General features: G+C 54.1%; 21 protein-coding genes. 7 read left to right on the forward strand and 14 right to left on the reverse strand.

All coding sequences use genetic code 11. The features are described from left to right. Nucleotides 1-43: 43 nt before the first annotated feature. The 4 genes from ilvC to miaA all read right to left on the reverse strand — a co-directional run bounded on the left by ilvC (nt 44) and on the right by miaA (nt 4,587). The gene (gene ilvC, locus APA10_RS04875) at nt 44-1,063 is read right to left on the reverse strand and encodes a ketol-acid reductoisomerase (protein ID WP_035362122.1); all 1,020 of its coding nucleotides are present in this window, start codon (nt 1,061-1,063) and stop codon (nt 44-46) included. 59 nt (nt 1,064-1,122) lie between these two features. Then, nucleotides 1,123-1,641 (reverse strand): acetolactate synthase small subunit, encoded by a 519-nt coding sequence (gene ilvN, locus APA10_RS04880; protein WP_003628530.1) that lies wholly within the window; start codon nt 1,639-1,641, stop codon nt 1,123-1,125. Nucleotides 1,642-1,708: 67 nt separating this feature from the next. Next, nucleotides 1,709-3,559 (reverse strand): biosynthetic-type acetolactate synthase large subunit, encoded by a 1,851-nt coding sequence (ilvB, locus tag APA10_RS04885; protein ID WP_174714343.1) that lies wholly within the window; start codon nt 3,557-3,559, stop codon nt 1,709-1,711. A 14-nt stretch (nt 3,560-3,573) separates the two neighbouring features. Further along, complete coding sequence (gene miaA / locus APA10_RS04890; RefSeq protein ID WP_035365516.1) at nt 3,574-4,587, reverse strand: tRNA (adenosine(37)-N6)-dimethylallyltransferase MiaA; 1,014 nt, start codon at nt 4,585-4,587, stop codon at nt 3,574-3,576. A gap of 30 nt (nt 4,588-4,617) precedes the next feature. Here miaA and serB point away from each other — a divergent pair, with 30 nt between their 5' ends. Beyond that, nucleotides 4,618-5,508, forward strand: a complete 891-nt coding sequence (gene serB, locus APA10_RS04895; RefSeq protein WP_035365517.1) for a phosphoserine phosphatase SerB — start codon at nt 4,618-4,620, stop codon at nt 5,506-5,508. A gap of 37 nt (nt 5,509-5,545) precedes the next feature. Next, nucleotides 5,546-5,740, forward strand: coding sequence for a hypothetical protein (locus tag APA10_RS04900; RefSeq protein WP_003623125.1), 195 nt, complete (start codon nt 5,546-5,548; stop codon nt 5,738-5,740). A 23-nt stretch (nt 5,741-5,763) separates the two neighbouring features. Here APA10_RS04900 and APA10_RS04905 read toward each other — a convergent pair whose 3' ends face one another. Beyond that, nucleotides 5,764-6,795, reverse strand: coding sequence for a mitochondrial fission ELM1 family protein (locus APA10_RS04905; protein WP_003628536.1), 1,032 nt, complete (start codon nt 6,793-6,795; stop codon nt 5,764-5,766). A 129-nt stretch (nt 6,796-6,924) separates the two neighbouring features. Between APA10_RS04905 and APA10_RS04910 the strand changes: the two genes are divergently transcribed. Continuing rightward, nucleotides 6,925-8,127, forward strand: a complete 1,203-nt coding sequence (locus APA10_RS04910; RefSeq protein ID WP_003628537.1) for a DEAD/DEAH box helicase — start codon at nt 6,925-6,927, stop codon at nt 8,125-8,127. Here APA10_RS04910 and APA10_RS04915 read toward each other — a convergent pair. Together APA10_RS04915 and APA10_RS04920 are read right to left on the reverse strand one after the other, a co-directional pair. Next, nucleotides 8,078-9,187 carry a glycosyltransferase family 4 protein gene (locus APA10_RS04915; protein ID WP_003628538.1) on the reverse strand — a complete coding sequence of 370 codons (1,110 nt, stop codon included), beginning with the start codon at nt 9,185-9,187 and terminating at the stop codon, nt 8,078-8,080. The genes APA10_RS04910 and APA10_RS04915 overlap by 50 nt on opposite strands. 15 nt (nt 9,188-9,202) lie before the next feature. Then, nucleotides 9,203-10,411, reverse strand: coding sequence for a glycosyltransferase family 4 protein (locus APA10_RS04920; protein WP_035365519.1), 1,209 nt, complete (start codon nt 10,409-10,411; stop codon nt 9,203-9,205). Between the two features lie 164 nt (nt 10,412-10,575). Here APA10_RS04920 and APA10_RS04925 point away from each other — a divergent pair, with 164 nt between their 5' ends. After that, nucleotides 10,576-11,634 (forward strand): M14 family metallopeptidase, encoded by a 1,059-nt coding sequence (locus tag APA10_RS04925; RefSeq protein ID WP_231111058.1) that lies wholly within the window; start codon nt 10,576-10,578, stop codon nt 11,632-11,634. A gap of 39 nt (nt 11,635-11,673) precedes the next feature. Here the strand turns inward: APA10_RS04925 and glyA are convergent, their stop codons facing one another. After that, nucleotides 11,674-12,966: a serine hydroxymethyltransferase gene (gene glyA, locus APA10_RS04930; protein WP_003623132.1), complete on the reverse strand. Its 1,293-nt coding sequence runs from the start codon at nt 12,964-12,966 to the stop codon at nt 11,674-11,676. Between the two features lie 181 nt (nt 12,967-13,147). Between glyA and APA10_RS04935 the strand changes: the two genes are divergently transcribed. The 3 genes from APA10_RS04935 to APA10_RS04945 all read left to right on the forward strand — a co-directional run bounded on the left by APA10_RS04935 (nt 13,148) and on the right by APA10_RS04945 (nt 16,599). After that, entirely contained in the window at nt 13,148-14,629 is a 1,482-nt protein-coding gene (locus APA10_RS04935) for an amino acid permease (RefSeq protein WP_003628542.1), read from the forward strand. Nucleotides 14,630-14,746: 117 nt separating this feature from the next. After that, a complete protein-coding gene (gene hemB / locus APA10_RS04940; protein WP_003628543.1) occupies nt 14,747-15,751 on the forward strand; it encodes a porphobilinogen synthase in 1,005 nt (334 codons plus the stop codon). A 74-nt stretch (nt 15,752-15,825) separates the two neighbouring features. After that, complete coding sequence (locus tag APA10_RS04945) at nt 15,826-16,599, forward strand: arginyltransferase (protein ID WP_035365521.1); 774 nt, start codon at nt 15,826-15,828, stop codon at nt 16,597-16,599. Between the two features lie 10 nt (nt 16,600-16,609). Here APA10_RS04945 and parC read toward each other — a convergent pair whose 3' ends face one another. The 6 genes from parC to APA10_RS04980 all read right to left on the reverse strand — a co-directional run bounded on the left by parC (nt 16,610) and on the right by APA10_RS04980 (nt 23,566). Then, nucleotides 16,610-18,814: a DNA topoisomerase IV subunit A gene (gene parC / locus APA10_RS04950; RefSeq protein ID WP_035367349.1), complete on the reverse strand. Its 2,205-nt coding sequence runs from the start codon at nt 18,812-18,814 to the stop codon at nt 16,610-16,612. Nucleotides 18,815-18,891: 77 nt separating this feature from the next. Then, nucleotides 18,892-19,683, reverse strand: a complete 792-nt coding sequence (recO, locus tag APA10_RS04955) for a DNA repair protein RecO (RefSeq protein WP_003628551.1) — start codon at nt 19,681-19,683, stop codon at nt 18,892-18,894. A 15-nt stretch (nt 19,684-19,698) separates the two neighbouring features. Then, nucleotides 19,699-20,604 (reverse strand): translation elongation factor Ts, encoded by a 906-nt coding sequence (gene tsf / locus APA10_RS04960; protein ID WP_003623141.1) that lies wholly within the window; start codon nt 20,602-20,604, stop codon nt 19,699-19,701. Between the two features lie 134 nt (nt 20,605-20,738). Beyond that, nucleotides 20,739-21,545, reverse strand: a complete 807-nt coding sequence (gene rpsB / locus APA10_RS04965) for a 30S ribosomal protein S2 (protein WP_014457152.1) — start codon at nt 21,543-21,545, stop codon at nt 20,739-20,741. Between the two features lie 167 nt (nt 21,546-21,712). After that, complete coding sequence (locus APA10_RS04970) at nt 21,713-22,840, reverse strand: aromatic ring-hydroxylating oxygenase subunit alpha (protein WP_003628555.1); 1,128 nt, start codon at nt 22,838-22,840, stop codon at nt 21,713-21,715. Nucleotides 22,841-23,149: 309 nt separating this feature from the next. Beyond that, nucleotides 23,150-23,566: a hypothetical protein gene (locus APA10_RS04980; RefSeq protein WP_014457153.1), complete on the reverse strand. Its 417-nt coding sequence runs from the start codon at nt 23,564-23,566 to the stop codon at nt 23,150-23,152. Nucleotides 23,567-23,591: the final 25 nt, after the last annotated feature.

The raw sequence follows: 23,591 nt of genomic DNA on the forward strand, positions 1-23,591 counted from the left end.
TTTGGTGGCAGGGCTTTTTGCTACGGCTAACGCCAGAACTGAATTAGTTCTTGGTTTTGTCAACCAGACGGGATTTTGCAATCCACGGCATCATGCCACGCAGTTTTTCACCAACGGCTTCAATCTGGTGCGCATCGTTACGTGCACGTGTGGCTTTGAAGAACACGTTGCCAGACTGGTTTTCCAGCACGAAGTTACGCACGAACGTACCGTTCTGGATGTCCGTCAGGATACCCTTCATGGCTTTTTTGGTTTCCGGCGTAATCACGCGCGGGCCAGACACGTATTCACCATACTCAGCTGTGTTGGAGATGGAGTAGTTCATGTTGGCAATGCCGCCTTCGTAGATCAGATCCACGATCAGCTTCATTTCGTGCAGGCATTCAAAGTATGCCATTTCCGGTGCATAACCACCTTCAACCAGCGTTTCAAAGCCAGCGCGGATCAGCTCAACCAGACCGCCGCACAGAACTGCCTGTTCACCAAACAGATCGGTTTCAACTTCTTCCTTGAAGGAAGTTTCGATCGTGCCAGCGCGGCCACCACCAATGGCGGAAGCATAGGACAGAGCAATGTCCAGAGCCTTGCCAGACTTATCCTGCGCAATAGCAACCAGGCAGGGCACGCCGCCGCCACGCTGATATTCGGAACGCACGGTGTGGCCAGGGCCTTTTGGTGCAATCAGGAACACGTCCAGATCAGGGCGCGCTTCAATCAGGCGGAAGTGGATGGACAGACCATGAGCAAATGCCAGAGCGGCACCCTGCTTCAGGTTCTTTTCCAGAGATTCTTTGTACAGAGCGCCCTGGCCTTCATCCGGCGTCAGCACCATAACCACGTCTGCCCATGCAGCAGCCTGGTCTGGGGTCATGACGGTGAAGCCAGCAGCCTTGGCTTTTTCAACTGCTGAGGAGCTTTCGCGCAGGCCGATTACGACCTCTTTCACGCCGCTGTCCTTCAGGTTGTTAGCGTGGGCATGGCCCTGGCTACCATAACCAATAATGGCAACCTTTTTGGATTTAATCAGATTCACATCGGCGTCACGGTCGTAATACACGCGCATTGCCATGGTTTTTGCTCCTTTTAGCAAGCCGGAATAGCTTTTCCGGCTTTTCTCATACTTCAGATGCTCTGAATTGTCTGCGGTCCGCGGCAAATGGAGGCCACGCCTGTGCGCGAAACCTCAGCCAGCCCAAGCGGACGCATCAGCTCGATAAAACTGTCCAGCTTTTCTGTAGAGCCAGTCAGTTCAAACACAAAAGAACTCGCTGTGGTGTCCACCGCCCGTGCACGAAATGCCTGTGCAATCCGCAGGGCCTCCGTGCGTGGTTCGCCAGAGGAAACCACTTTCACCAACGCCATTTCCCGCGCCACATACGGGCCTTCTGCCGTAAGGTCCACAACACGGGATACGGGTACCACACGCGCAATCTGGGCACGTATCTGGCGAATGGCGGAAGGTGTGCCGGTTGTCACCACATTCACGCGGGATGTGGTCTGGTTTTCATCAACCGGAGCCACTGTCAGGCTCTGGATGTTGTATCCACGGCCAGAAAACAGCTCCACAATACGGGCCAGCGCACCGCTTTCATTATCCACCAAAAGAGAGATAACGGCAGAACCGGAAATTTCCTGCTGCATTGTCAGTGTATCCTGAAATCAGACTGGAAGAAGAAAGAAACCTCTTGAGGAAAAACCCCAACCGGCCTCAGACCAGCATCTGCCCTTCTTTGGTAATCTTGGCTCCGCTTTCTCCCTGCTCTGGCCCCAAAATCATTTCATTATGGGCAGCACCAGAGGGAATCATGGGGAAGCAGTTTTCACCTTCCGCCACGCAGATATCCACAATCACCGGTCCATTATGCGCCAGTGCCTGCCGGATGGTATCATCCAACTGGCTCAACTGCGTCACCCTCATGCCCGTGCCGTGGAAGCTTTCTGCCAGCTTTACAAAATCTGGCAGCGCATCGCTGTAGCTTTCAGAATACCGAGAACCATGTAGCAATTCCTGCCACTGGCGCACCATGCCCATGTAGTGGTTGTTGATGATGAAGATTTTTACCGGCAAGCGATACTGCGCAATGGTGCCCAGTTCCTGAATGTTCATCAGGGTGGAAGCTTCACCGGCAATATCCATCACCAATGCATCGGGATGCGCAATCTGCGCGCCAACGGCTGCTGGCAAGCCATAGCCCATGGTGCCCAGACCACCAGATGTGAGCCAGCGATTGGGATGATCAAACTGGAAGAACTGCGCAGCCCACATCTGATGCTGCCCAACTTCGGTTGAAACATAGGTATCCCGCCCGGTTTCACGCGCCAGTTCGTAAATACGGCGAATAGCCTGCTGGGGCTTGATAACTGCATCAGGTGCCTGATCCTGCGTAAAGCGCAAGCAATCCAGCGCACGCCACGCATCAATCCGGCTCCACCATTCAGCCAGTTCTGCCTGATGGGTATAGGCGGGTTCTTTTTCCCATTCCTCAATCATCATGGCGATGGTTTCACCCACATCACCAATAATGGCTTCATCTACGTGGATGATCTTGTTGATCTGGGCCGGATCAATATCCGCATGGATTTTGAAGGATGTTGGAGAAAACGCATCCACACGCCCGGTCACACGGTCATCAAACCGGCTGCCCAGTGCAATCAGCACATCGCAATCATGCGTGGCCAGATTAGCTTCGTAGGTGCCGTGCATCCCCAACATGCCCAGAAACTGGGAATCGGTGCCCGGATAAGCCCCAAGGCCCATCAGCGTAGAAGTGATGGGAAAGCCCGTCATCTTCACCAGCTTGCGCAGGGCCTCACTGGCCTGCGGACCAGAATTGATAATGCCGCCACCTGTGTAAAACAGTGGGCGCTTGGCATTTTTCATGGCCTTTACGGCACGGGCCACAGCATCCTTATCTGGCTTGGCCTGCGTTCTTTCCGTACGCGGAGCAATCTCTTTTGCATCCATGTAAGGCGCATCACCCACGGTGATGTTTTTAGGTAGATCAATCAGCACCGGACCGGGGCGGCCAGAACGTGCAATGGCAAAAGCCTCGTGCACTGTTGGCGCCAGATCTTCGGGCTTGCGCACCAGATAATTGTATTTGGTAACAGGCCGCGTAATGCCGGTGGTATCTGCTTCCTGAAACGCATCATAGCCGATCAGGCTTGTTGGCACCTGCCCGGACAGACACACCAGCGGGATGGAATCCATCATGGCGTCCAGCAAGCCGGTTACGGCGTTTGTGGCACCCGGACCGCTGGTGACCAGCACAACCCCTACCTTGCCGGTAGAACGCGCATAAGCCTCTGCGGCATGAACAGCCGCCTGCTCGTGCCTTACCAGCACGTGGCGAATCTGGTTTTGCTTAAACAGGGCATCATAAATGGGCAGGACCGCCCCGCCCGGATATCCGAAAATAACTTCCACACCCTGCTCAGCCAGCGCGCGCATAAGGACTTCCGCACCAGAAAGAGCTGGTGTGTTCCGTGCGTCTGATGGTGCCGAAGCAGCTTGAAGTGTCATGTCATCCTCTCTTCCCGGAAATGGGACAGGCGGCATCTTTAGGCCTCGAATCAGGCAGCGTCAATCCCGGAGAGAACGAAAGATACAATTTCTTCGTATTTTCTTTCCGAAAATTGCGCAAAATCAGAAAAAGATGCATCAACTGTGCATTCCAAGCCCTTTTTTGCCAAACTGTGGTGCGCAAACCACGTTGCCTGCCGCTTTGTATAGCGCCCTGTGGCCTGCACTGCGCGTTGCGTGGCTTCTTGCTCCGTTATCTCTCCACGCAGCATGGCAGAAAGTTCTGGCACACCATGCGCACGCATGGCTGGCAGGGAGGTATCCAGTTTTCGGGCAAGCAACGCCTGCACCTCCGCCAAGGCACCATTGCGCAGCATGTTCTCAAATCTTGCGGCAATGCGTGCCCGTAGTTCCGCACGTTCAGGATTTAGGCGAACAGCAACAAACCGGCAGGCAGCAGGCGGCAAGCCGGGCTGTTTGTGCCACCATGTCAGCCCATGCCCTGTGCCACGCCAAACTTCCCACGCGCGTGAAATACGTTGGGAATCCACGGGCCTCAGGCGGCTGGCTGTTTCAGGGTCCACTTCCATCAGTCGGGCGTGCAAAGCAGGTGCGCCATACAGCGCCACACTCTGACGGGCTTCCTGCCGCGCCTCTTCCCCAGTATCCGGAATAATGGCCAAGCCATTTGTAAGGGCGTGCAAATACATGCCGGTGCCGCCGCATAAAATGGGCAAACGGTTTTGCGCCCATGCCTGCTGCATGCACGCCAAAGCCTGCTCTCGCCACCATGCCACACTGCCTTTTTCTTCCGCTGGCAACACACCATACAGCCGGTGTGGCGCAAGCTGTTCGTCCTCCGCACTGGGGCGGGCCGTTAAAATATGGAGGTCCTTATAAACCTGCATAGAATCGGCATTGATAATCTCGCCGTTCAATCTGCGGGCCAATGCCAGTGCCAAAGCGGATTTACCGGAACAGGTTGGCCCGGCCACAATAAGTGCTGCGGGCAGGTTGGCGGAAGCATCCGCAAGTCTGCCCATATGGTGTTCTGCTTGCCTCATGCCTGCATTCCTGCCACACACCCCTTTGCCATGACGAGCCTTGTTCTGACCCTTGTTGCCCAGCGTGAGGCAACCACCCTTGATAGCGCCACCATTGCACTGGTGCGCGACATTCTTGCCACCAATGCAGAAGCCACTGTGCTTTCAGCAGGGGAAGCTGTTGATATTCCTTGCCCGGAAAATGCAGCCAGCAAACTGCCCGCCGTGCGGGAAGCGCTGAACACCCTGCCCATAGATACGGTGCTGACACATACAGCCGCGCGCCGCAAAAAGCTGCTGGTTTCCGATATGGACAGCACCATTGTTGCCAATGAAACATTGGATGATGTGGCAACCCATGCCGGTATTGGTGAAAAAATAGCTGCCATTACCGCACGCTCCATGAATGGTGAGCTGGATTTTGCGACATCCCTACGTGAACGCGTGGCCCTGTTAAAGGGACTCCCGGCCTCCCTGCTTGAAAAAGCGTGGAAAGACGTCAAACTCAACTCTGGCGGGCGTGAACTGGTGCAGACCATGCATGCCCACGGTGCTTACACGGCGCTGGTTTCTGGTGGTTTTACCTATTTTACCTCCAAGGTGGCCGCACTGTGCGGGTTTGATGAAAACCATGCCAACACGCTCCTTTTTGATGCAGAAGATTGCCTGACAGGCGCAACCGGCCAGCCTATTCTGGGCCCAGATGCAAAGCTGAGCCTGCTGGAAAAGCTGACAGCTACGCACAACCTGCCCACAGAAGCCACGCTGGCTATTGGTGATGGGGCGAATGATCTGCCCATGCTGCGCAAGGCTGGTTTAGGTATGGCATTTTATGCCAAGCCGGTTGTGCGCAAGGAAATTGCAGCCCAGATCAACCATACATCCCTGCGCACGGCTCTGTTTGCGCAAGGGTATCCTGCTTCTGCATTTATCAGGGACTAAACAATTAGATTTGGCATGACGGCGTAAGGAAAAGATTATGCAGTTTGATCCGCGTGATATTTCAACTTACCCCATCGTCCGTACAATCTGCGTGATTGTTGGGTGTGGGCTGGTAGCTTACTGCTTTGTCTTTTACCTTAACCTGCCGCCAGATACGCCAGAACACGTTATGCGCCATGTTGCCGCACTTATTGTGGGCACGCTTATCCTGCTTGGATCTATCTGGATTTGAAATGCGTGGCACAAATGGCGCGGTTAAAAACCAAGCCGTTTGTGCAGTTCCGCAATAATGTAGGGCGTATCATCCAACGGCAAAGCCAACCACGGGGCCGGAAGGCGGGTTTCTGCATCTTCCAGCACATGCACACGCCCGGCTAGTTCCAGTTCTTCTATAAAATCGCTAATCCGGCGAGAACGGCCCGGTAGTGGGTAAATTGTAACTGGCGCACACCCTGCGACCGCCTCGGATATCATTGATACACTGTCTATCGTGACAATCAGATTATCTGCACAAGCAATAAGTCCTTCATAAGGGTTTTCCCCTTCCCCATTCCAGACATGGCCACCCGCTTTTTCTACAATATCTGTCAGCACCCTCATGGCTGCCGGGCTTGTCCGCCGGGAGGGCGTAACAACCAGGCTGCCCCCCTCCGCCTTGAGTGTTTCCACCAAAACTTGCCCAAGGCGATGGGCTTCCGCCTCTCCAAAATGGAAGCGACCGTTGGAGCCTCCAACCAAGGCAGCAATAAGTGGGCGTGGCAGTTCCGCAAATTGCGGCTTCCATTGCGCGCGTGCCTGTTCCAAGGCTTCGGGCGTAAGCCCGTGCAACGCTGTGCGGCCCAGCAACACATTTGGGCCCGCAATATCATCGTGCCGGCAGGCAACAATCAGATCAAACCGAGACAGATTTTTCCGAGGATTTTGTATTTGCACTACAGGTCGGTGTGATCCGCGCAAACCAGCGCCAACTTCTCCACCTTTCCCGCCAACGCTCACCACAACAGAGGATTGTGCAAAAGCAGGATTTTCTTCCAGATCTGCCCCATCACTTCCGCGTAAAAAGGGCTTACCAATCCAGCGCGGCCCACGCAGCATAATACGGGCCAGTTTACTGGGGCATATAGGGTGAAAAGTGCCATTCCACCCTGCACGCGCTACAAGCCCCAAAGCTTGCGAGCGCATGCCAGCAAAATCTTCCCCCACAACAAAGGCAGCAACGCCCGCCTGCGTTCCGCAAGACGACATATTTGAACCCTCTGGGGTTCCGGCGTAATCTGCACGCGCCATGATGCGTTATTCCTCTGTTGCGCAAGGGAGAGTGCTGAAAAGCGCCCCCGTGTCTTTCTCTCCTTGCCGCTGGAACGGAAAGCGTGCAAGGCGTGTTTGCGCATTCCAGATAAGGAGAAAGGCGACACAATGTCCGGCAGTTTCCATGATCTGGGCCTAGATCCAGCATTATGCGCATATGCGCAGCAGGCGGGCATGGCTGCCCCTACTCCAGTGCAACAGGCTGCTATTCCTGCCATTTTGGATGGCAGAGATGTATTGGTGCGCGCCCCCACGGGCACCGGCAAAACGGCTGCCTATGCTTTGCCGCTTAGCCAGAAGCTGCTGAAATCTCGCAAGCCACGCTTTGTGCTGGTGCTTGTGCCCACGCGTGAACTGGTTTTGCAGGTGGAAAAAGTTTTTCGCACCTGTTTGGGCGAAAGCAAAAAAGGGCAGAAGCAAACCCCGGTTACTCTCGTGCCGCTATTTGGCGGATCGGACCGCGCAGAGCAGGAGCATTTTCTTGCACAAGCAACAGGCCGCCGCATTCTGATTGCAACACCCGGACGTCTGCTGGATTTTGTTTCCAACCGAATTTGCGATCTTTCAGAATGCGGATATCTGGTTCTGGATGAAGGAGACCGTCTGTTTTCTCCCGAATTTCAGGAAGATACGGAAACACTGCTCTCTTATCTGCCGTCCATGCGGCAAACACTGGTGCTTTCTGCTACCCAACCCGAAAGCCTGAAAAGCACGCTTTTGAACCTGCTGCATAAGCCGGTTGAAATCAGCATTGAACAAGCCCCTCAAAAGCGCGGGCCTATCCGCCAGGCTGCGTTGTTTTTAGATCCCACTCAGAAGCCGGGCTTCATTAAGGAATTTTTCAGCCGCGCGCCTAAAATGCGCAGCATTGTGTTTGTGCGCACAAAAGCAGAGGCAGATCAGCTTGCCGCTCTGCTTAAAAAAGCCCGACTTGCTGCCGCCCCTTTGCATGGGGATATTGCGCAGGATAAACGCACCAGCACAGTTGCCAGCTTTGAATCCGGGCGGCTCTTTATTCTTGTTGCTACAGATGTTGCAGCGCGTGGGCTGGATGTGCCTTCTGTAAAGCAGGTTATCAATTACGATGTGCCGGATCAGCCAGAAACCTATTTGCACCGCATCGGGCGCACAGGCCGTGGCGGAGAAAAAGGATCCGCTCTTACGCTTTGCACAATGGATGATCGCCAAAGCCTGCGGCAAATTGAAGTTGGCGCACACGTAAAACTACGGATCATCGGTGCCGAGCAGGCCCTTCCCGCACCTAGCCAGCCTCAAACTGCCTCACGCCGTTCAAAATCTGTTCGGCCATAATCTGCCATGCCTGCTCTGCCTCCCGCTTACCTTGTGTATTCGGTGTGGCGGCAGGCTTATCTTTTACAAATGCTGTAAGTGTTGCCGCAATATTTTGGGCTTCTGGCTTGCAGAACACCACATTGGGCTGCCCGGCAAACTGTTCTGCCAGACCACTTACATCTGTTGAAATCACCCAACGCCCGGCAGCAAGGGCTGCTGCCCCTACACCACTTTGCGTTGCCTCCCTGTAAGGCAGTACCAGCGCATCTGCCCATGCTAGAAGCTGGCTGACTTTTGTTTCTGGCACCCATCTGTTTTCAATCTGCACATTAGGTAAAGCTGCCAGTTGATCCAGCTCTGCACTATGCGGCCCTTTACCTGCAACACGGCAGATATAATCAGTATGCTCACCCATGGCTGTAAGAGCTTGAGCCAGCAGATCCAACCCTTTGTAAGACAGTAATCTGCCAAAAAAGAGCAGTCGAACTGGACCTTTATGCGCAAAAGGTGCACTTGGCTGCCCCTCTGGCGCAACAAACGCAAATGGTGGATGAAAAGCCACCAGCGCACGCCGCCCACGCATACACCATTGTTTCTCAAGCTGGGCAGCTACATGACGGCTTAATGTAACCGGAATATCAGCAGACCAGACCAGCAAACGCTGCAAAAACATCTGCCCAACAAAACCATCGCCAGGATGTGCTGCCGCATCATGCACCAACACCACAACGGGCACGCCAGCTTTACGCAACGCCGCAACCATAATCAGATCAAGCGGCCCCGGCATGGCGCATATGGCAACATCTGGATGCACAGCGCGCAACATACGGCCTAATGCATGCAACATATACGGGGCTTGCAGCAAGCGCGTAAAAAAGCTGGAAAGACTTGTATATGTTCGCACCGGCACATCGTTATGAAGATCAGGCTCAGCCTGTAGCACTTCTGCCCCAGATGAGAGGGAAAGAACTGCGGATGTGTTTGGTAACGTATTCAGGGCTTTGGCAAGTTCCGCAGCAATGCGCGGGCCGGCCCCCTTGCGCCCCCACTGCCAGACAAATACCCGTATGCCACTCAAACCACTTTTCCTAATCTACTTCTGCAACGCAGCTACGGCGTTCAGTAAAGGCGTTGGCCCAAAGGCCCGCAATGCTGCCTTGCCAGCAGCCTGCCCAAGCTGGCGGCGCTTGTTGGCATCATCTGCAAGGGTTTGCAATGCTTCTACTGCGCACCCTATATCTGCCTCTGCCCACACAGCTTGAGGCACCTGATACACGCCTCGCGTATCTGTGGCTGTTACAAGTTTGTAAGAAATTGGCCAACCACAGTCTGATGTTAGAAATTCTGATGTAGCAGACCAGTCTGTGGCGATAACAGGGCGTTCCAGCAACATGGCTTCTGCTGGCACCAGTCCAAACCCTTCGCTCCGGTGCAGGGAAAGCACAATATCTGCCTGCTGCGTCATGGCGTACACATCTGGCATTGGCAGCATACGGCTTTCAAAGCGAATGTTCTGTGCGCCACCTGCCGCATCCTTCAGGCGCTGCATATCTGCCGCATAATGGTCCGAACCAGATATTTTCATTACCAACAGACGGTCTTTTCTATCTCCAAACGCCTGCCGAAACGCCGCTATAGCGGCCAAGGGATTCTTGCGCTCAAAACTGGATGCAAGACTAAAGGAGACCAGCACCACCACTCCATCCTCAGGCCACCCAAAAGCCTGCCGATCCAATTTAGAAGGCTGCGGAGGCACACACGCCAACGGATAAGGCACAACCTTGACCCGGCCGGGCATAAGAGGTTCCAGCGCGCGTGCGCTAAAGTGCGAAGGTGTCCAGATTTCATGCACGCATGGCACGCCAGCCTGCCACTCTGGCGAAATAACCGGTAGCTCCCACACCCAATAGCCTACAATAAGCCGCCCCAACACATGCTTGCGGCCCAGGCGCAAAAGAGCTGCTGGCGTTTGTGGTGCATTTACATGCAGCACCAAAGCCGCTTTTGGATCTACAAAAACAGAATCCAGCCCCTCTTTCCCTTGCGATTGTAGAAGACCAGCCTCTACCCCTTTTGCACTTACGCCTTGAGAAAGCAGACCACGCAAAAGTAATCTGGCCCCTTCACCCAAGCCGGAACCTCGGCCGAGTTCTCCTCCAATAATCACGTTTGCATCAGCTACAGGCGTAGGGCTGGCTGCTTTGGGGGCAAGCAAAGCAGTGGCCTTGGCCAACAAACGCCGCCTTTGAGCTACAGGAAACAAACGCCACAAGTGATGGAGAGGATGAAGGGAAGATGTCACTCGTACTGTCCGTCACCTGAAAATAAGAAGAAAGTTGAGACAAAGCAGGGATTGCAGGCCCGCACAACCCACCGCATACTTTTGCCCATGCGGTGCTGTTCCTTCCTTCATTCCCCCATACACGCCGAAATACCCTTGCCAGCGCGGTATCTGGAGAGGGGATTATGAGTTGCGCATCCAAGCGGCATGTACGCCCTGAGAGTGCTTTTCGGTTTCGGGCTGTTTCTGCCTTGCTGCCGCCATCTCCACCCTCTTTACCTGCTGTGCGTATTGAATACCCACCACCAGATATCAGCCCATGGATTGCAGGAAACTGCGGTATTCAAGGTGTGCATCATTTTGAAAGCCGCCGCCCCGGCCCGCATGTGGCCGTTACAGCCCTTATGCATGGTAACGAATATGCCGGAGCCTACGCTCTGCAACAGCTTCTTATGCAACCATTGCGCCCGTTACATGGAAGATTGAGCCTGATTTTTCTTAATCTGGCGGCTTACAAAACCTTTAACCCTGCCCGCCCCACATTATCCCGCTTTGTAGAAGAAGATATGAACCGGTTATGGCGGCCTGAGCTAATTGCTTCGGCGCACACATCGGTTGAAATGCAACGTGTGCGTGAAGTGCTGCCTGTGCTGGAAACAGTAGATATTCTTTTGGATATCCACACCATGCTATGGCCCGCACAACCTCTTTTCCTCTGTAGCATGACGGAAAACAGCCGAGATCTTGCTTACTGTGTATCCGGCGCACAAACCCACCCTCCTGCTGTGATTCAGGATGGTGGGCATGGGGATGGATTAAGGCTTATTGATTATACGCGCTTTAATACGCCACATTCATATACACGCGCCTGCCTGCTGGAGGCAGGACAACACTGGCAGAAAGATGCCGCACAGCAAGCTTTACTGAGCACCCGCATATTTCTGGCACAAACCGGCACCTTGCCCTCCGCCCCAACATCAGCAACATCTTCAGAACCTGTAAGGCAAGCTGTTGTGACAGACTGCGTGCAAGCGCTGACATCTCGCTTTGTTTTTGTGCAGCCATTTGCGAGTGGCAGTGTTATCCGCAAGGCGGGCACTGTTATTGCTTTTGATGGGCAAGATGAAATTCGCACCCCTTACAATAACTGTATCTTGGTCATGCCAAACTTGCGCCCCCGCCGGGGCCATACAGCCGTAAGGCTTGCAAAGCGCCTTAACAGCAAAACGGGCACACAAGCCTAAGCCTGCATGCCCGTTCTGAAAGCCTAAAAGGCTTAAATATTATGCGCGGCTATAGATAGGGAACTTAGCGCACAGAGCTTTAACGCGTTCATGCACAGCGTTTTCAACTTCGCTGTTACCTTCACCGCCGGAAGCGGCCAAAGCTGTCAGAACTTCGTCAATCATTTCACCAATCTGGCGGAATTCTTCCTCACGGAAGCCGCGAGCCGTTGCCGCCGGGCTACCCAGACGCACGCCGGACGTGATGGCTGGCTTTTCCGGATCAAACGGAATGGCGTTTTTGTTGGCTGTAATACCAGCGCGTTCCAGAGCCTGTTCCGCAGCTTTACCGGTCACCTTTTTGGGGCGCAGATCAACCAGAAGCAGATGTGAATCCGTACCACCGGTTACGATATCGAACCCGCGTTCCACTAGAACTTCGGCCAGAACGGCTGCGTTTTTCTGCACAGCTTTCTGGTATTCCTTAAATTCCGGACGGAGGGCTTCACCAAACGCCACGGCCTTACCGGCAATAACGTGCATCAGAGGGCCCCCCTGCAAACCAGGGAACACAGCGGAGTTGATCTTTTTGGCCAATGCTTCGTCATTGGTCAGGATCAGGCCGCCACGTGGGCCACGCAGGGTTTTATGCGTGGTGGAGGTTACAATATGTGCGTATTCCAGCGGGTTTGGATACAGGCCAGCAGCCACCAGACCAGCAAAATGCGCCATATCCACCATCAGGAAGGCACCAACTTCATCCGCAATGCGGCGGAAGCGGGCAAAATCAATAATACGCGGATAAGCAGAGCCACCAGCCACAATGATGGAAGGTTTGTGCTCACGCGCCAGCCGTTCCATTTCCTCATAGTCCAGCATGCCGTCTTGCTGACGCACGCCGTACTGCACGGAATTGAACCATTTGCCGGAATAGTTGGGGGCTGCACCGTGTGTAAGGTGGCCACCGGCAGCAAGGCTCATGCCCAGCACTGTATCACCCGGCTTGCCCATAGCCATAAACGCGGCCTGGTTGGCGTTGGCGCCAGAATGCGGCTGCACGTTGGCAAATGCGGCACCAAACAGAGTTTTCACGCGGTCGATGGCAAGATTTTCAACCTTGTCCACTTCCACACAGCCACCGTAATAGCGGCGGCCGGGGTAACCTTCGGCGTATTTGTTGGTTAGCACGCTGCCCTGAGCCTGAAGCACGGCTTCAGACGCCATGTTCTCACTGGCTATCAGTTCAATGCCTTCCTGCTGACGCTTCAGCTCGCCTTCAATGGCGGCTGCAACATCCGGATCAGTCTGGGCTAGAGACGCATGGAAAAAGCGATCCAGATCCGTGTGGCTCATTCAGGTGTTCCCTCAAAATCAGACAATATGTTCACCAGCATATTTGCCGGGCGGCTGGCGGTGTTCATTCGTTACGTTTGAAACACATCTTGCCAGGATGTGCTGCTGGCCTGTTTATAGAAAAAAAGACCGTTGGAGGCTTCTTACCGCTTTCCGTGCGGCCCGGACAGGAGAAAAATATATGGAGCAGAAGTCTGCCCCCTCTGTAACATCGGCATTTACGCGATGTTTGCCGCTGGACAAGCTACAGGCAGCACCTGGGCTTAAGCGTGTTCTGGGGCCGGGAAGCCTTGTGGCATTGGGTGTTGGCGCCACAATTGGGGCAGGCCTGTTTTCTCTCACCGGCATTGCGGCTTCTGAAAATGCCGGTCCTGCTGTGGTTCTTTCCTTTTTTATTGCGGCCATTGCCTGTGGCTTTGCCGGGCTGTGCTACAGTGAACTGGCCAGCATGATCCCTATTGCGGGCAGCGCCTACACCTATGCGTATGTCACGCTAGGGGAAATGATGGCATGGATTATTGGCTGGGATCTGGTACTGGAATACGCCGTGGGTGCGGCCACTGTTGCGGTCAGTTGGTCTCGGTATGTGGTGTCATTATTGGATTCGTGGGGCATAGTGCTGCCGCCACGGCTTACGGCTTCACCCTTTGAAACCGTGCAGATGCCAGATGGCAGCATGGTTTCCGGGCTGATGAATCTACCCGCAGTTTTTATTACCTGCGTAGTTTCATGGATCCTGATCCGCGGGATCTCGCAATCTGCTATGGTGAATGCCGTTGTGGTGGTTATCAAACTGCTGGTGATTGCAGCATTTATAGGCTTTGGCATCCACTACATTAACCCGGCCAATTATCATCCCTTTATTCCACAAAACACGGGCACCTTTGGGCAGTATGGCTGGTCTGGCATCATGCGCGCTGCGGGCACCATCTTTTTTGCCTATATCGGTTTTGATGCCGTTTCCACCACAGCGCAAGAAACCAAAAACCCGGCGCGTGATATGCCCATTGGCATTTTGGGGAGCCTGCTGATTTGTGCTCTGGCTTATGTCTGCTTCTCTTTTGTCATGACCGGTCTGGTCAATTACAAAGACATGCTGGGTGATGCCGCCCCGGTGGCTACAGCCATTAACCGCACGCCCTATACATGGCTGCAACTGGCCATCAAAATTGGTATTATCTGCGGGTTTACGTCAGTTCTTATGGGCATGCTTCTGGGCCAGAGCCGCGTGTTTTTTGCCATGTCCCGAGATGGCCTGCTGCCCCCCATGTTCAGCGCCACGCACCCAAAATATCAAACACCCTGGATGTCCAACGTCTTTTTTATGGTCATTATTTGTCTGCTCAGCGCGTTTCTGCCTATTTCTGAGCTAGGACACATGACATCCATCGGCACGCTTCTGGCATTTATTCTGGTATGTGCTGGTGTGATGATCCTACGCCGCAAGGCTCCTGATCATCCGCGTGCTTTTCGGGTTCCCGGCGGAGACATTATTCCCATTCTGGGTATTCTCACCTGTGGCACTGTCATGGCCTCACTTGATGAGCTGACATGGATCCGGCTGATTGTGTGGCTGGCTATAGGAATGGTGATTTATCTCACCTATGGCCGTTACCACAGCGCATTAGCGCGACCCAGCATTCCGCCAGACAGGGTTGCATAAAGCGCACAGGCGCGCATACTTCCGGCCAGCATTCACCCGTCTGTCCCGCCCGCCGTGGTTGGGGCTCTTTAAAAGTGCCCCACTACGCCCGCAGGCAGCAGCAAGGAGATCCTGCCCATGATGGCTGGCCGTTTTCCTCTGGCTCGCCCCCGGCGCAACCGGATTGATGATTTCACGCGCCGTTTGGTTGCTGAAAATACGTTGGGCATCAACAATCTGATCTGGCCTATCTTTTTTATGGAAGGCACCAATACGGTTACCGAGGTGTCCTCCATGCCCGGCGTACACCGTGTTACGCTGGACAAGCTGGCCGCACATGTTGAACCCGCCGCAAAGCTGGGTATTCCAGCTTTGGCCCTGTTTCCCATCACGCCCACAGAAGCGCGGGATGAAAAAGGCACGGAAGCCACAAACCCGGACAACCTGATGTGCCGGGCCGCCCGCCTGCTTAAAAAGGAATTTCCGGAAGTTGGGCTGATTGGTGACGTGGCGCTAGACCCCTACACCAGCCACGGCCACGATGGCCTGATTGAAAATGGCTACGTGGTGAATGATCCATCTGTAACCATTCTTTCTCAGCAGGCCGTTAATCAGGCTGCTGCTGGTGTGGACATTATTGCCCCGTCAGACATGATGGATGGCCGTATTGAAGCTATTCGGCGTGATCTGGACGGCAATGGGCTGATCAACACCCGTATCATGTCCTACGCTGCCAAATATGCCAGTGCCTTTTATGGCCCGTTCCGTGATGCTCTGGGTTCTGGCGGTATGCTGAAAGGTGATAAAAAAACCTATCAGATGGACCCAGCTAACAGCGATGAAGCCCTGCGCGAAGTGGAAATGGACATTGCTGAAGGCGCAGACATGGTTATGGTCAAACCCGGCCTGCCGTATCTGGATATCATCCGCCGTGTGAAAGATGAATTCCACGTACCCACCTTTGCCTATCAGGTATCTGGTGAATATGCGATGCTGATGGCGGCCATCCGCAATGGCTGGCTGGACCATGAACGCGCCGTTATGGAAAGCCTTCTGGCCTTCCGCCGCGCTGGCGCCAATGGCATTTTAACGTATTTTGCTATTGAAGCTGCAGAACGTATCCGGGCATCTTTCGGCCAATAGGTTTCCGGTCAATATCACGGCATATGGGCCAGAGTTTTCTGGCCCATAATTTTGTTGCGGGATAATTTCTCCCCATGACGTCATCACAAGACAGGCCACACTTCTTCTATACCGCTCCACCCGGTGCCTGTCCGTATCTGCCTAACCGTATTGAGCGTAAGATACTGGTGGACCTTGCTACTCCAGATGCCAATTTCCTGCATAGCCGCCTTTCACATGCAGGTTTCAGGCGGAGCCATACCTTGGCTTATGCGCCTATTTGCGATGGCTGCTCTGCCTGTATTCCCATTCGCTTACCTGTCTGCCGCCTGACACCCAACCGCACACAAAAACGCGCTGTCCGGCGGAACGCTGATCTTGTTCGCAGCCTGCTGCCCCCCACCGCTACAGACGAGCAATACACGCTCTTTCGCAGGTATCTGGATAGCCGCCATTCAGATGGTGAAATGGCGGGCATGTCCATGCATGATTACCGAATTATGGTGGAAGAAACGCCGGTAGATACGCGGCTTGTCGAATTTCGTGCACCAGACACCACCTTAATGGCAGCTAGCCTGATTGATGTTCTGGAAGATGGGCTTTCTGCTGTTTACAGCTTTTATGAACCTGATTGCCCGCAGCGTTCACTCGGCAGTTTTGCCATTCTCTCTCTGGCAGAATTAGCCATGCAAATGGAGCTGCCATATCTGTATCTGGGATATTGGGTGCCGGGCAGCCCTAAAATGGCTTATAAAGAACGCTTCCAGCCCGCAGAAATTCTGCGCCATGGCACATGGCAAAAACTGGATCTAAACCAGCCTCCTCAAACAGAAAGGGCCCATCCGTTTCCGGAAGGCCCTCTGTTTTAAATGGCGGCGCTTAAGCTTTTTTAGCAGCCCAAGGTGGCGCAACCTTGCCAACGGCTGCACGACGGCTCACCCAATCCTGCAGATCAGCAAACTGACGTATGCGTGCAGTACCCGGCCAATGCAGCCCATCTGCTGCGGTAAACACCACGGCTTGGCGCAAACCACCATCCGAGTATTTTTGCAGGGCCACACCAAGACCGCGTGCCATAACGGGCAACTGTTCCAATGGGAAAATCAGGAACCGCCGATTATCCCCCACAACGGCAACGTGGTCCCCTTCGGCAGGCACACATACGCGGGCAAACTCGCCTTCCTTCAGGTTCAGTACCTGTCGGCCAGAGCGTTTTTCCGCAACCAAGGCTTCTTCTTCCACCAACATGCCGCGCCCGGCGCTTGAAGCCACCAAGCGGCGTTTTCCATCTTCTATGGGGAAAACGGCCAGAAGGTCTTCATCGTTGGAAAGGTCAATCAACAGGCGAATAGGCTGCCCATCCCCGCGGCCTCGCGGCAGATCTGCCCCTTTTACAGTATAAGCCCGTCCATCCGTTGCAAAAAAGCACAGTCTATCCGTTGTCTGGCAAGGAATAGCCAGCTTGAGGGCATCCCCTTCCTTGAACTTCTGATTTTCCAGATCAACATTGTGGCCCTTAACCGCACGCACCCATCCTTTTTGAGACAGGATCATGGTCAGCGGTTCGCGCTCCACTTCTTCCACCACGGAAATATCAACTGGCTTGGGCGCAGAAAGAATAGTGCTTCTACGCTCACCCAAACGGCCTTTTCCGAAGGCCTTGATCATACCGGTAAGTTCGCGCTCGATCGTTTTCCAGCGCTGTTTTTCGCTATCCAGCAACGCCATCAATGCTGCTTTCTCGGCGGAAAGTGCATCATGTTCCTTGCGGATTTCCATTTCCTCAAGCCGACGCAAACTCCGCAACCGCATATTGAGCACGGATTCTGCCTGCAAATCTGTCAGCTTGAACGTAGCTATCAGGCTGGCCTTGGCATCATCCTCTTCACGGATAATACGGATGACCTCATCCAGATTCAGGTAGACAGCCAGAAAACCTGAAAGAATTTCCAGCCGCCGCTCTACCGCAGTCAGTCTATGGCGGCTGCGGCGGTCCCGCACCCCCTGCCGATGGTCCAGCCATGCCTGAATAACCTGTTTCAGCCCCATGACGCCGGGGGAGCGATCCGCCCCCAGCACATTCATGTTCAGGCCAAAGCGACTTTCCAGCGGTGTGGCACGGAACAGCGTTTCCATCAGCACTTCTGGTTCTATGCCGCGTGTTTTGGGCTCCAGAACCAAGCGGATTTCATCCGTGCTTTCATCACGGATATCCCCCAGCAGAGGCAGTTTTTTCTGGTCCAGCAAATCCGCAATCTGCTCAATCAGGCGAGACTTTTGCACCTGATACGGAATTTGCGTAACCACAATATGCCACGTGCCAAAACGGCCCTGTTCGACCTCCCATCGCGCACGCATTCTAAAGCTGCCGCGCCCGGTTTCGTACGCCTGCAAAATGGCATCCGAATCTTCAACAATCAGGCCACCGGTGGGGAAATCCGGCCCCGGCATAAGCTCTAGCAATTCCTGCGTGGTGGCCGAGGGCTTACGCACCAGCAGGGCAGCAGCAGCACATACCTCTGCGGCATTATGGGGCGGAATGCTGGTTGCCATGCCCACAGCAATACCTGCCGCACCATTGGCAAGAAGGTTAGGGAAAGCCGATGGCAGAACAACGGGTTCCTGCTCCTCACCATCATAGGTCGGGCGGAAATCTACGGCATCATTTTCAATGCCATCCAACAGGGCTACGGCAACTTCTGTTAAACGGGCTTCCGTGTACCGCATGGCGGCCGGGTTATCACCATCAACGGAGCCAAAGTTCCCCTGCCCTTCTACTAGCGGATAACGTGCGGCAAAATCCTGCGCCAACCGCACCAGTGCCTCGTAAACCGAAGCATCACCATGCGGGTGGAATTTACCAATAACGTCACCCACCACACGGGCGCATTTTTTGAAGCCGGAAGCCGGATCCAGCCGGAGCTGGTGCATGGCATAAACCAAGCGCCTATGCACCGGCTTAAGCCCATCCCGCACATCCGGCAAAGAGCGGGACATGATGGTGGAAAGCGCGTAGGCCAGATAACGCTCACTCAGCGCCTCCGCCAGTTTTGTTTCCTCAATATGTCCTGCGGTTTCGCTCATCTGCCATCCCTGGAAAGCTTGCATGATCCATTAGAAACAAGACATACAGCCCTCACCTCGGTTGTGCCAGTCTTGCGCTACTCGGTTATAGGTGTTTGGTCTGCCAGAACACGCATTTCCAGCCGATCATACAACCGCTGGCGTGCTGCAGGTAATGGCAAATGGCGCTGGCCAAAGGCATCTCGCGCCAGAAAATGGCCTGTTAAGCGTAAACCTTCCAGCCAATCCGCCACATTACCGGTTTGTTCTGTATCCCGCAAAAAAGATGGAAGCGGCAAGAGCCGATCTTTCCATTCTCCCGCACCTTCTTCGCTAACTGCGCGGCCTGTGCGTGGTGAAACATAATGCAAATTTTCTGTGCTACCAGTAACAGCACAAGCTGATAGATCCAGCCCAAAGCCTAATGTTGCGAGCAACGCCATTTCCCACCGCACAACGTGGGGCATACCTTCACGTTCTGCAACAACAGGATCATACCCCAAAAAGGTAAGCAAACGCACTGTTTCTGCAAAAAGGAACGGGCAAGGGTCAGCTTCCGGCAGGGTTACATCTGCCAATACGCAAACTGATTGCACCATGCTTAACGCTAACGGAGCATCCAGCAGCCGTGCGGCACAGGCGTAAAGTAACTCACCCGAAATTTGTAATGGTGCAGCTGCACTACGTTTATGGAGGCTTGTTTTAACAACATTGCCCGGCTGCCACAGGGCACAGCCTGCTTTGCTAGCTCCGCCATAGGCAATGCCCCTTAGGGGACCGTAATCTTCTGTAAGAACATGCACGCGTGCACTGGTTTCACCTTGCACGCCCGCAAAAAGCACAAGGGCGGGAGCCTCCTTTTGATAGGAAGTCCCGCCCTTATCCGTCATTCGGAAAACCCGACCTTAGACGCCAGCAACCTTGGCAACTTCAGCGGCAAAGTCATCTTCTTCTTTTTCGATGCCTTCACCCAACTGGAAGCGGTCAAAGCCAACCAGCTTAACGCCAGCTTTCTTCAGCACGTCTTTCACGCGGGTTTCGCCATCATGCACCCATACCTGTTCCAGAAGCACAACTTCTTCGTAGAACTTACGGATACGGCCTTCGACCATCTTTTCGATGATAGCTTCTGGCTTACCGGAAGCGCGGGACTGTTCAACCAGCACTGCGCGTTCACGTTCAACTTCTGCCGGATCAAGGCTGGAAACATCCAGAGCGGAAGGACGTGTAGCAGCAACATGCATGCCAACCTGACGGCCAAGCTGTTCGATAGCTTCATCAGCGGTCGGAGCTTCAACAGCAGCCAGCACGCCAATCTTACCCAGACCGGGGCGCAGGGCACCGTGCACATAGGTAGCAACAACGCCAGAAGGCACAGTGAACACACGAGCCCGGCGCAGGGTCATGTTTTCACCAATGGTTGCAACCAGATGCGTCAGTTCATCAGCAACTGTGCGACCGGTTTCAAGCGTGGCAGCCTTAATAGCTTCCAGATCTTCACCAACCTTCAGCGCAACTTTGGCAACGGATTCCACAAAGTTCTGGAAGGATTCGTTACGAGCCACAAAGTCGGTTTCAGCATTTACTTCTACCATTGCAGCCACTTTGTCTGCAGAAGCAACGCCTACCAGACCTTCAGCAGCAACACGGCCAGATTTTTTTGCCGCAGCAGCAAGGCCCTTGGTGCGCAGCCAATCAATAGCGGCTTCGATATCACCGTTGGCTTCGTTCAGTGCTTTTTTGCAGTCCATCATGCCTGCGCCAGTTTTTTCGCGCAGATCCTTGACCAGTGCAGCTGTAATTGCCGCCATAATTCAATACTCCTTGAAAAACCCGAACGCGCCCTCTTAGGGGCGCGAACCGGAATATTCCATGGCCTGCCAATGCAGGCATTCATGCAGGAAAAAACAGCCCGGCATGATAACCGGGCTGTTTGTGTATTCCGTTAGCTTGCAGCCGGTGCTGGAGCTTCTGCTGCGGGGGCAGCAGCTGCCGGAGCGGCTTCGAGAGCAGGCTCAACAGGCAGTTCTTCAGCAGCGCCGATGTCTTCACCAGAAGCGCCCAGTTCTGCGGAAATACCATCCAGAACAGCGGAAGAAACCAGATCACAATACAGGCCGATGGCGCGGATGGCATCATCGTTACCCGGGATCGGGAAGGTTACGCCACGCGGATCGGAGTTGCTGTCCAGAATAGCCACAACCGGAATACCCAGCTTGTTGGCTTCTTCAATGGCCAGCTTTTCCTTGTTGGTGTCGATCACGAACAGGATGTCCGGCAGGCCACCCATTTCCTTGATCCCGCCCAAGGAACGTTCCAGCTTGTCGCGCTGGCGGGTCATGTCCAGAATTTCTTTCTTGGTCAGACCAGCTGTTGCGCCGTCCAGTGTTTCTTCAATGCCACGCAGGCGCTTGATGGAACCCTGAATAGTCTTCCAGTTTGTCAGCATACCGCCGAGCCAGCGGTGGTTGACGTAGTACTGACCGCAGCGACGAGCTGCTTCTGCAATCGGGTCCTGTGCAGCACGCTTGGTGCCGACAAACAGAACGCGGCCACCACCAGCAACAGTGTTGCGGATAGCCTGCAGAGCGCGATCAAGCAGGCCAACGGTCTGCTGCAGATCAATGATATGAACCTGGTTGCGCACACCGAACAGGTATGGCGCCATGCGCGGGTTCCAGCGACGGGTGTGGTGACCAAAGTGAACACCAGCTTCCAGAAGCTGACGAAGGGTAAAATCAGGCATCGCCATAAGCGTATTCCTACCTTTCTGGTTATTCCTCCGCGAGGGGTTACCCTGCCAGACAGGCAGAGCACCAGATGGTGTTTTCCTCGCGTGCGTTATGCTCCCGGCCTTGACCGAGCGCGGCTCTTATGGCCGTTTTTTTGCGCCCGGACAAGATAAAAAAACGCTCTTTATTAAGCTGCGTCTTCGGACTGGGAGGCTGCTTCTACCGGATGAGCGTATTTGTTGGGCACACCGCTACGTGCCAGCAGAGCGCGAAGTGACTTTACAACAGGGAACACTTCAACGTTGTGATCTCCGCCCAGTTCACGCCATGCGTTCTGTTCCATTTCCACAATTTCACGATCTTCTTCAAAGATGCGGTGCGTGAAAATACCCAGCGCAGGCCATGCCAGATTGAGAAGGAAGTTCCATTTGGGCTTTTTAACAGAAAGCAGACCAAACGCCTGCGTAACCTGCTGTGTTTCACCCAGCGGCACATAGGATGTCCACAGATCCATAATCAGATCACCGTCCTTATCGTGGATCTGCAGAGTCTGATACGGATAGGTGGTGCGAATGGACACAACTTCTTCAACCGGCTGTTCGCGGCCTTCGAAATCATGGTGCTTGCCAAAAATCAGGGCTTCCGCAAGTGGCTGATTGCCACCTTTACGGGCAAAACTGTAGCGTGCTTCCAAGAAGTCATCGCCCTTGTCCTGCCCCAGGAAACGGGCTGTGATGGAACCCATCTGTCGCCGATGCAGGAACTGATGGTTCATGTCCATCAGGTTTTCATGCATAAATGTATAGTGGCACTTCAGGCGCGGGCTGAACATGCGGGTTTTGTATTCCGGGTTCCCCACCTGTGCCACATCTGGCACCGGCACTTTATCAGCCAAAGCCGGATCACCGGGGAAGATAAAAATCAGGCCGCTTTTTTCACGGCAGGGGTAAGACTTAACCGGGCGCCCTACCCCTTCCTTGTTCAGATAAGGCACGGTCACGCACTTGCCGGCGCGATCAAATGCCCAACCGTGGTAGCAGCACTTTACACAGCCCTTATCATCCACAACGCCCTTGCTCAGCGGCACCTGCCGATGTGCGCAGCGGTCTTCCAGCGCATAGACAGGTCCATATTCAGGGCGGATAAGTGCAATAGGGTGCCCTGCATAGCGCGCAGCAAATGTTTTGCCGGGGCGCACTTTATGCGACCACGCCACAGGGTACCAGAAATTAGGATCACAATCGATCTGCCGAAGATCGTAATGCGGCGTATTAGAACCGTCCGCCTGTTTGCCCTTGGCCTCTTCCACCAGCATGACGTCACCCTTTCAGAATCCAACAAGGCCGATGCAGCAGGAACAACATCACCTTAAAAACATGCCTATGCCCACGCGCTCTACTGCTCCGAATTACGGAAGCACCAGAGCAAACATGGGCCAAGATGACGCCTTCAAGATATTGAAGCTGCTTTTTGCTCAGCCCTGCCGCGCCATCACATGGGTGGGAAGGCTAGCCGATTTTACACGCTGCGCCCAGATGCAAACGGCCAACCAAGCCGTGCACTGGCCGCAACGGTCCTATCCTGCCAAGCCACATGCCTAACAGGATATCTAGTCTTCATTGCATTATTGTGGTGCGTGATTTTCCTGCAGATGCGTAGAAGATGGCTGATTGTTGCCGGGGATTGTTTCACTTGGGCTTTCCATAACCCCATTTTTTTTGTCGTGCTGGCTATGGTGAGGATGGTATTCCTTAACCGGACGAGCCGGATGCTTGCCATCGTTAGAAGGTGGTTGTGTGCCTGGTTGTTCATCTACCGTACGAGGGTTGCTCCATAGCTTTTTAGATGGGTCAACATGCTCGCCATTTGGTCCCACTGCTGCTTTTGACGGAGGCTGCCCCTGCATGGAAGCCGCGCCCTCGGCCGTAGGTGGTGCGCCGTTATTATTATCCTGTGCCATGGCCAATGCTGGCATTACACTTAAAGACGCACCAAGCAGCATGGAAGTTAAGATTTTCTGCATGGGACACTCCTTTGTCATAAAATAAGATATCCCATTTTCCAAC

The sequence above is a fragment of the Acetobacter pasteurianus subsp. pasteurianus LMG 1262 = NBRC 106471 genome, assembly GCF_000285275.1.
Lineage (GTDB): Bacteria > Pseudomonadota > Alphaproteobacteria > Acetobacterales > Acetobacteraceae > Acetobacter > Acetobacter pasteurianus.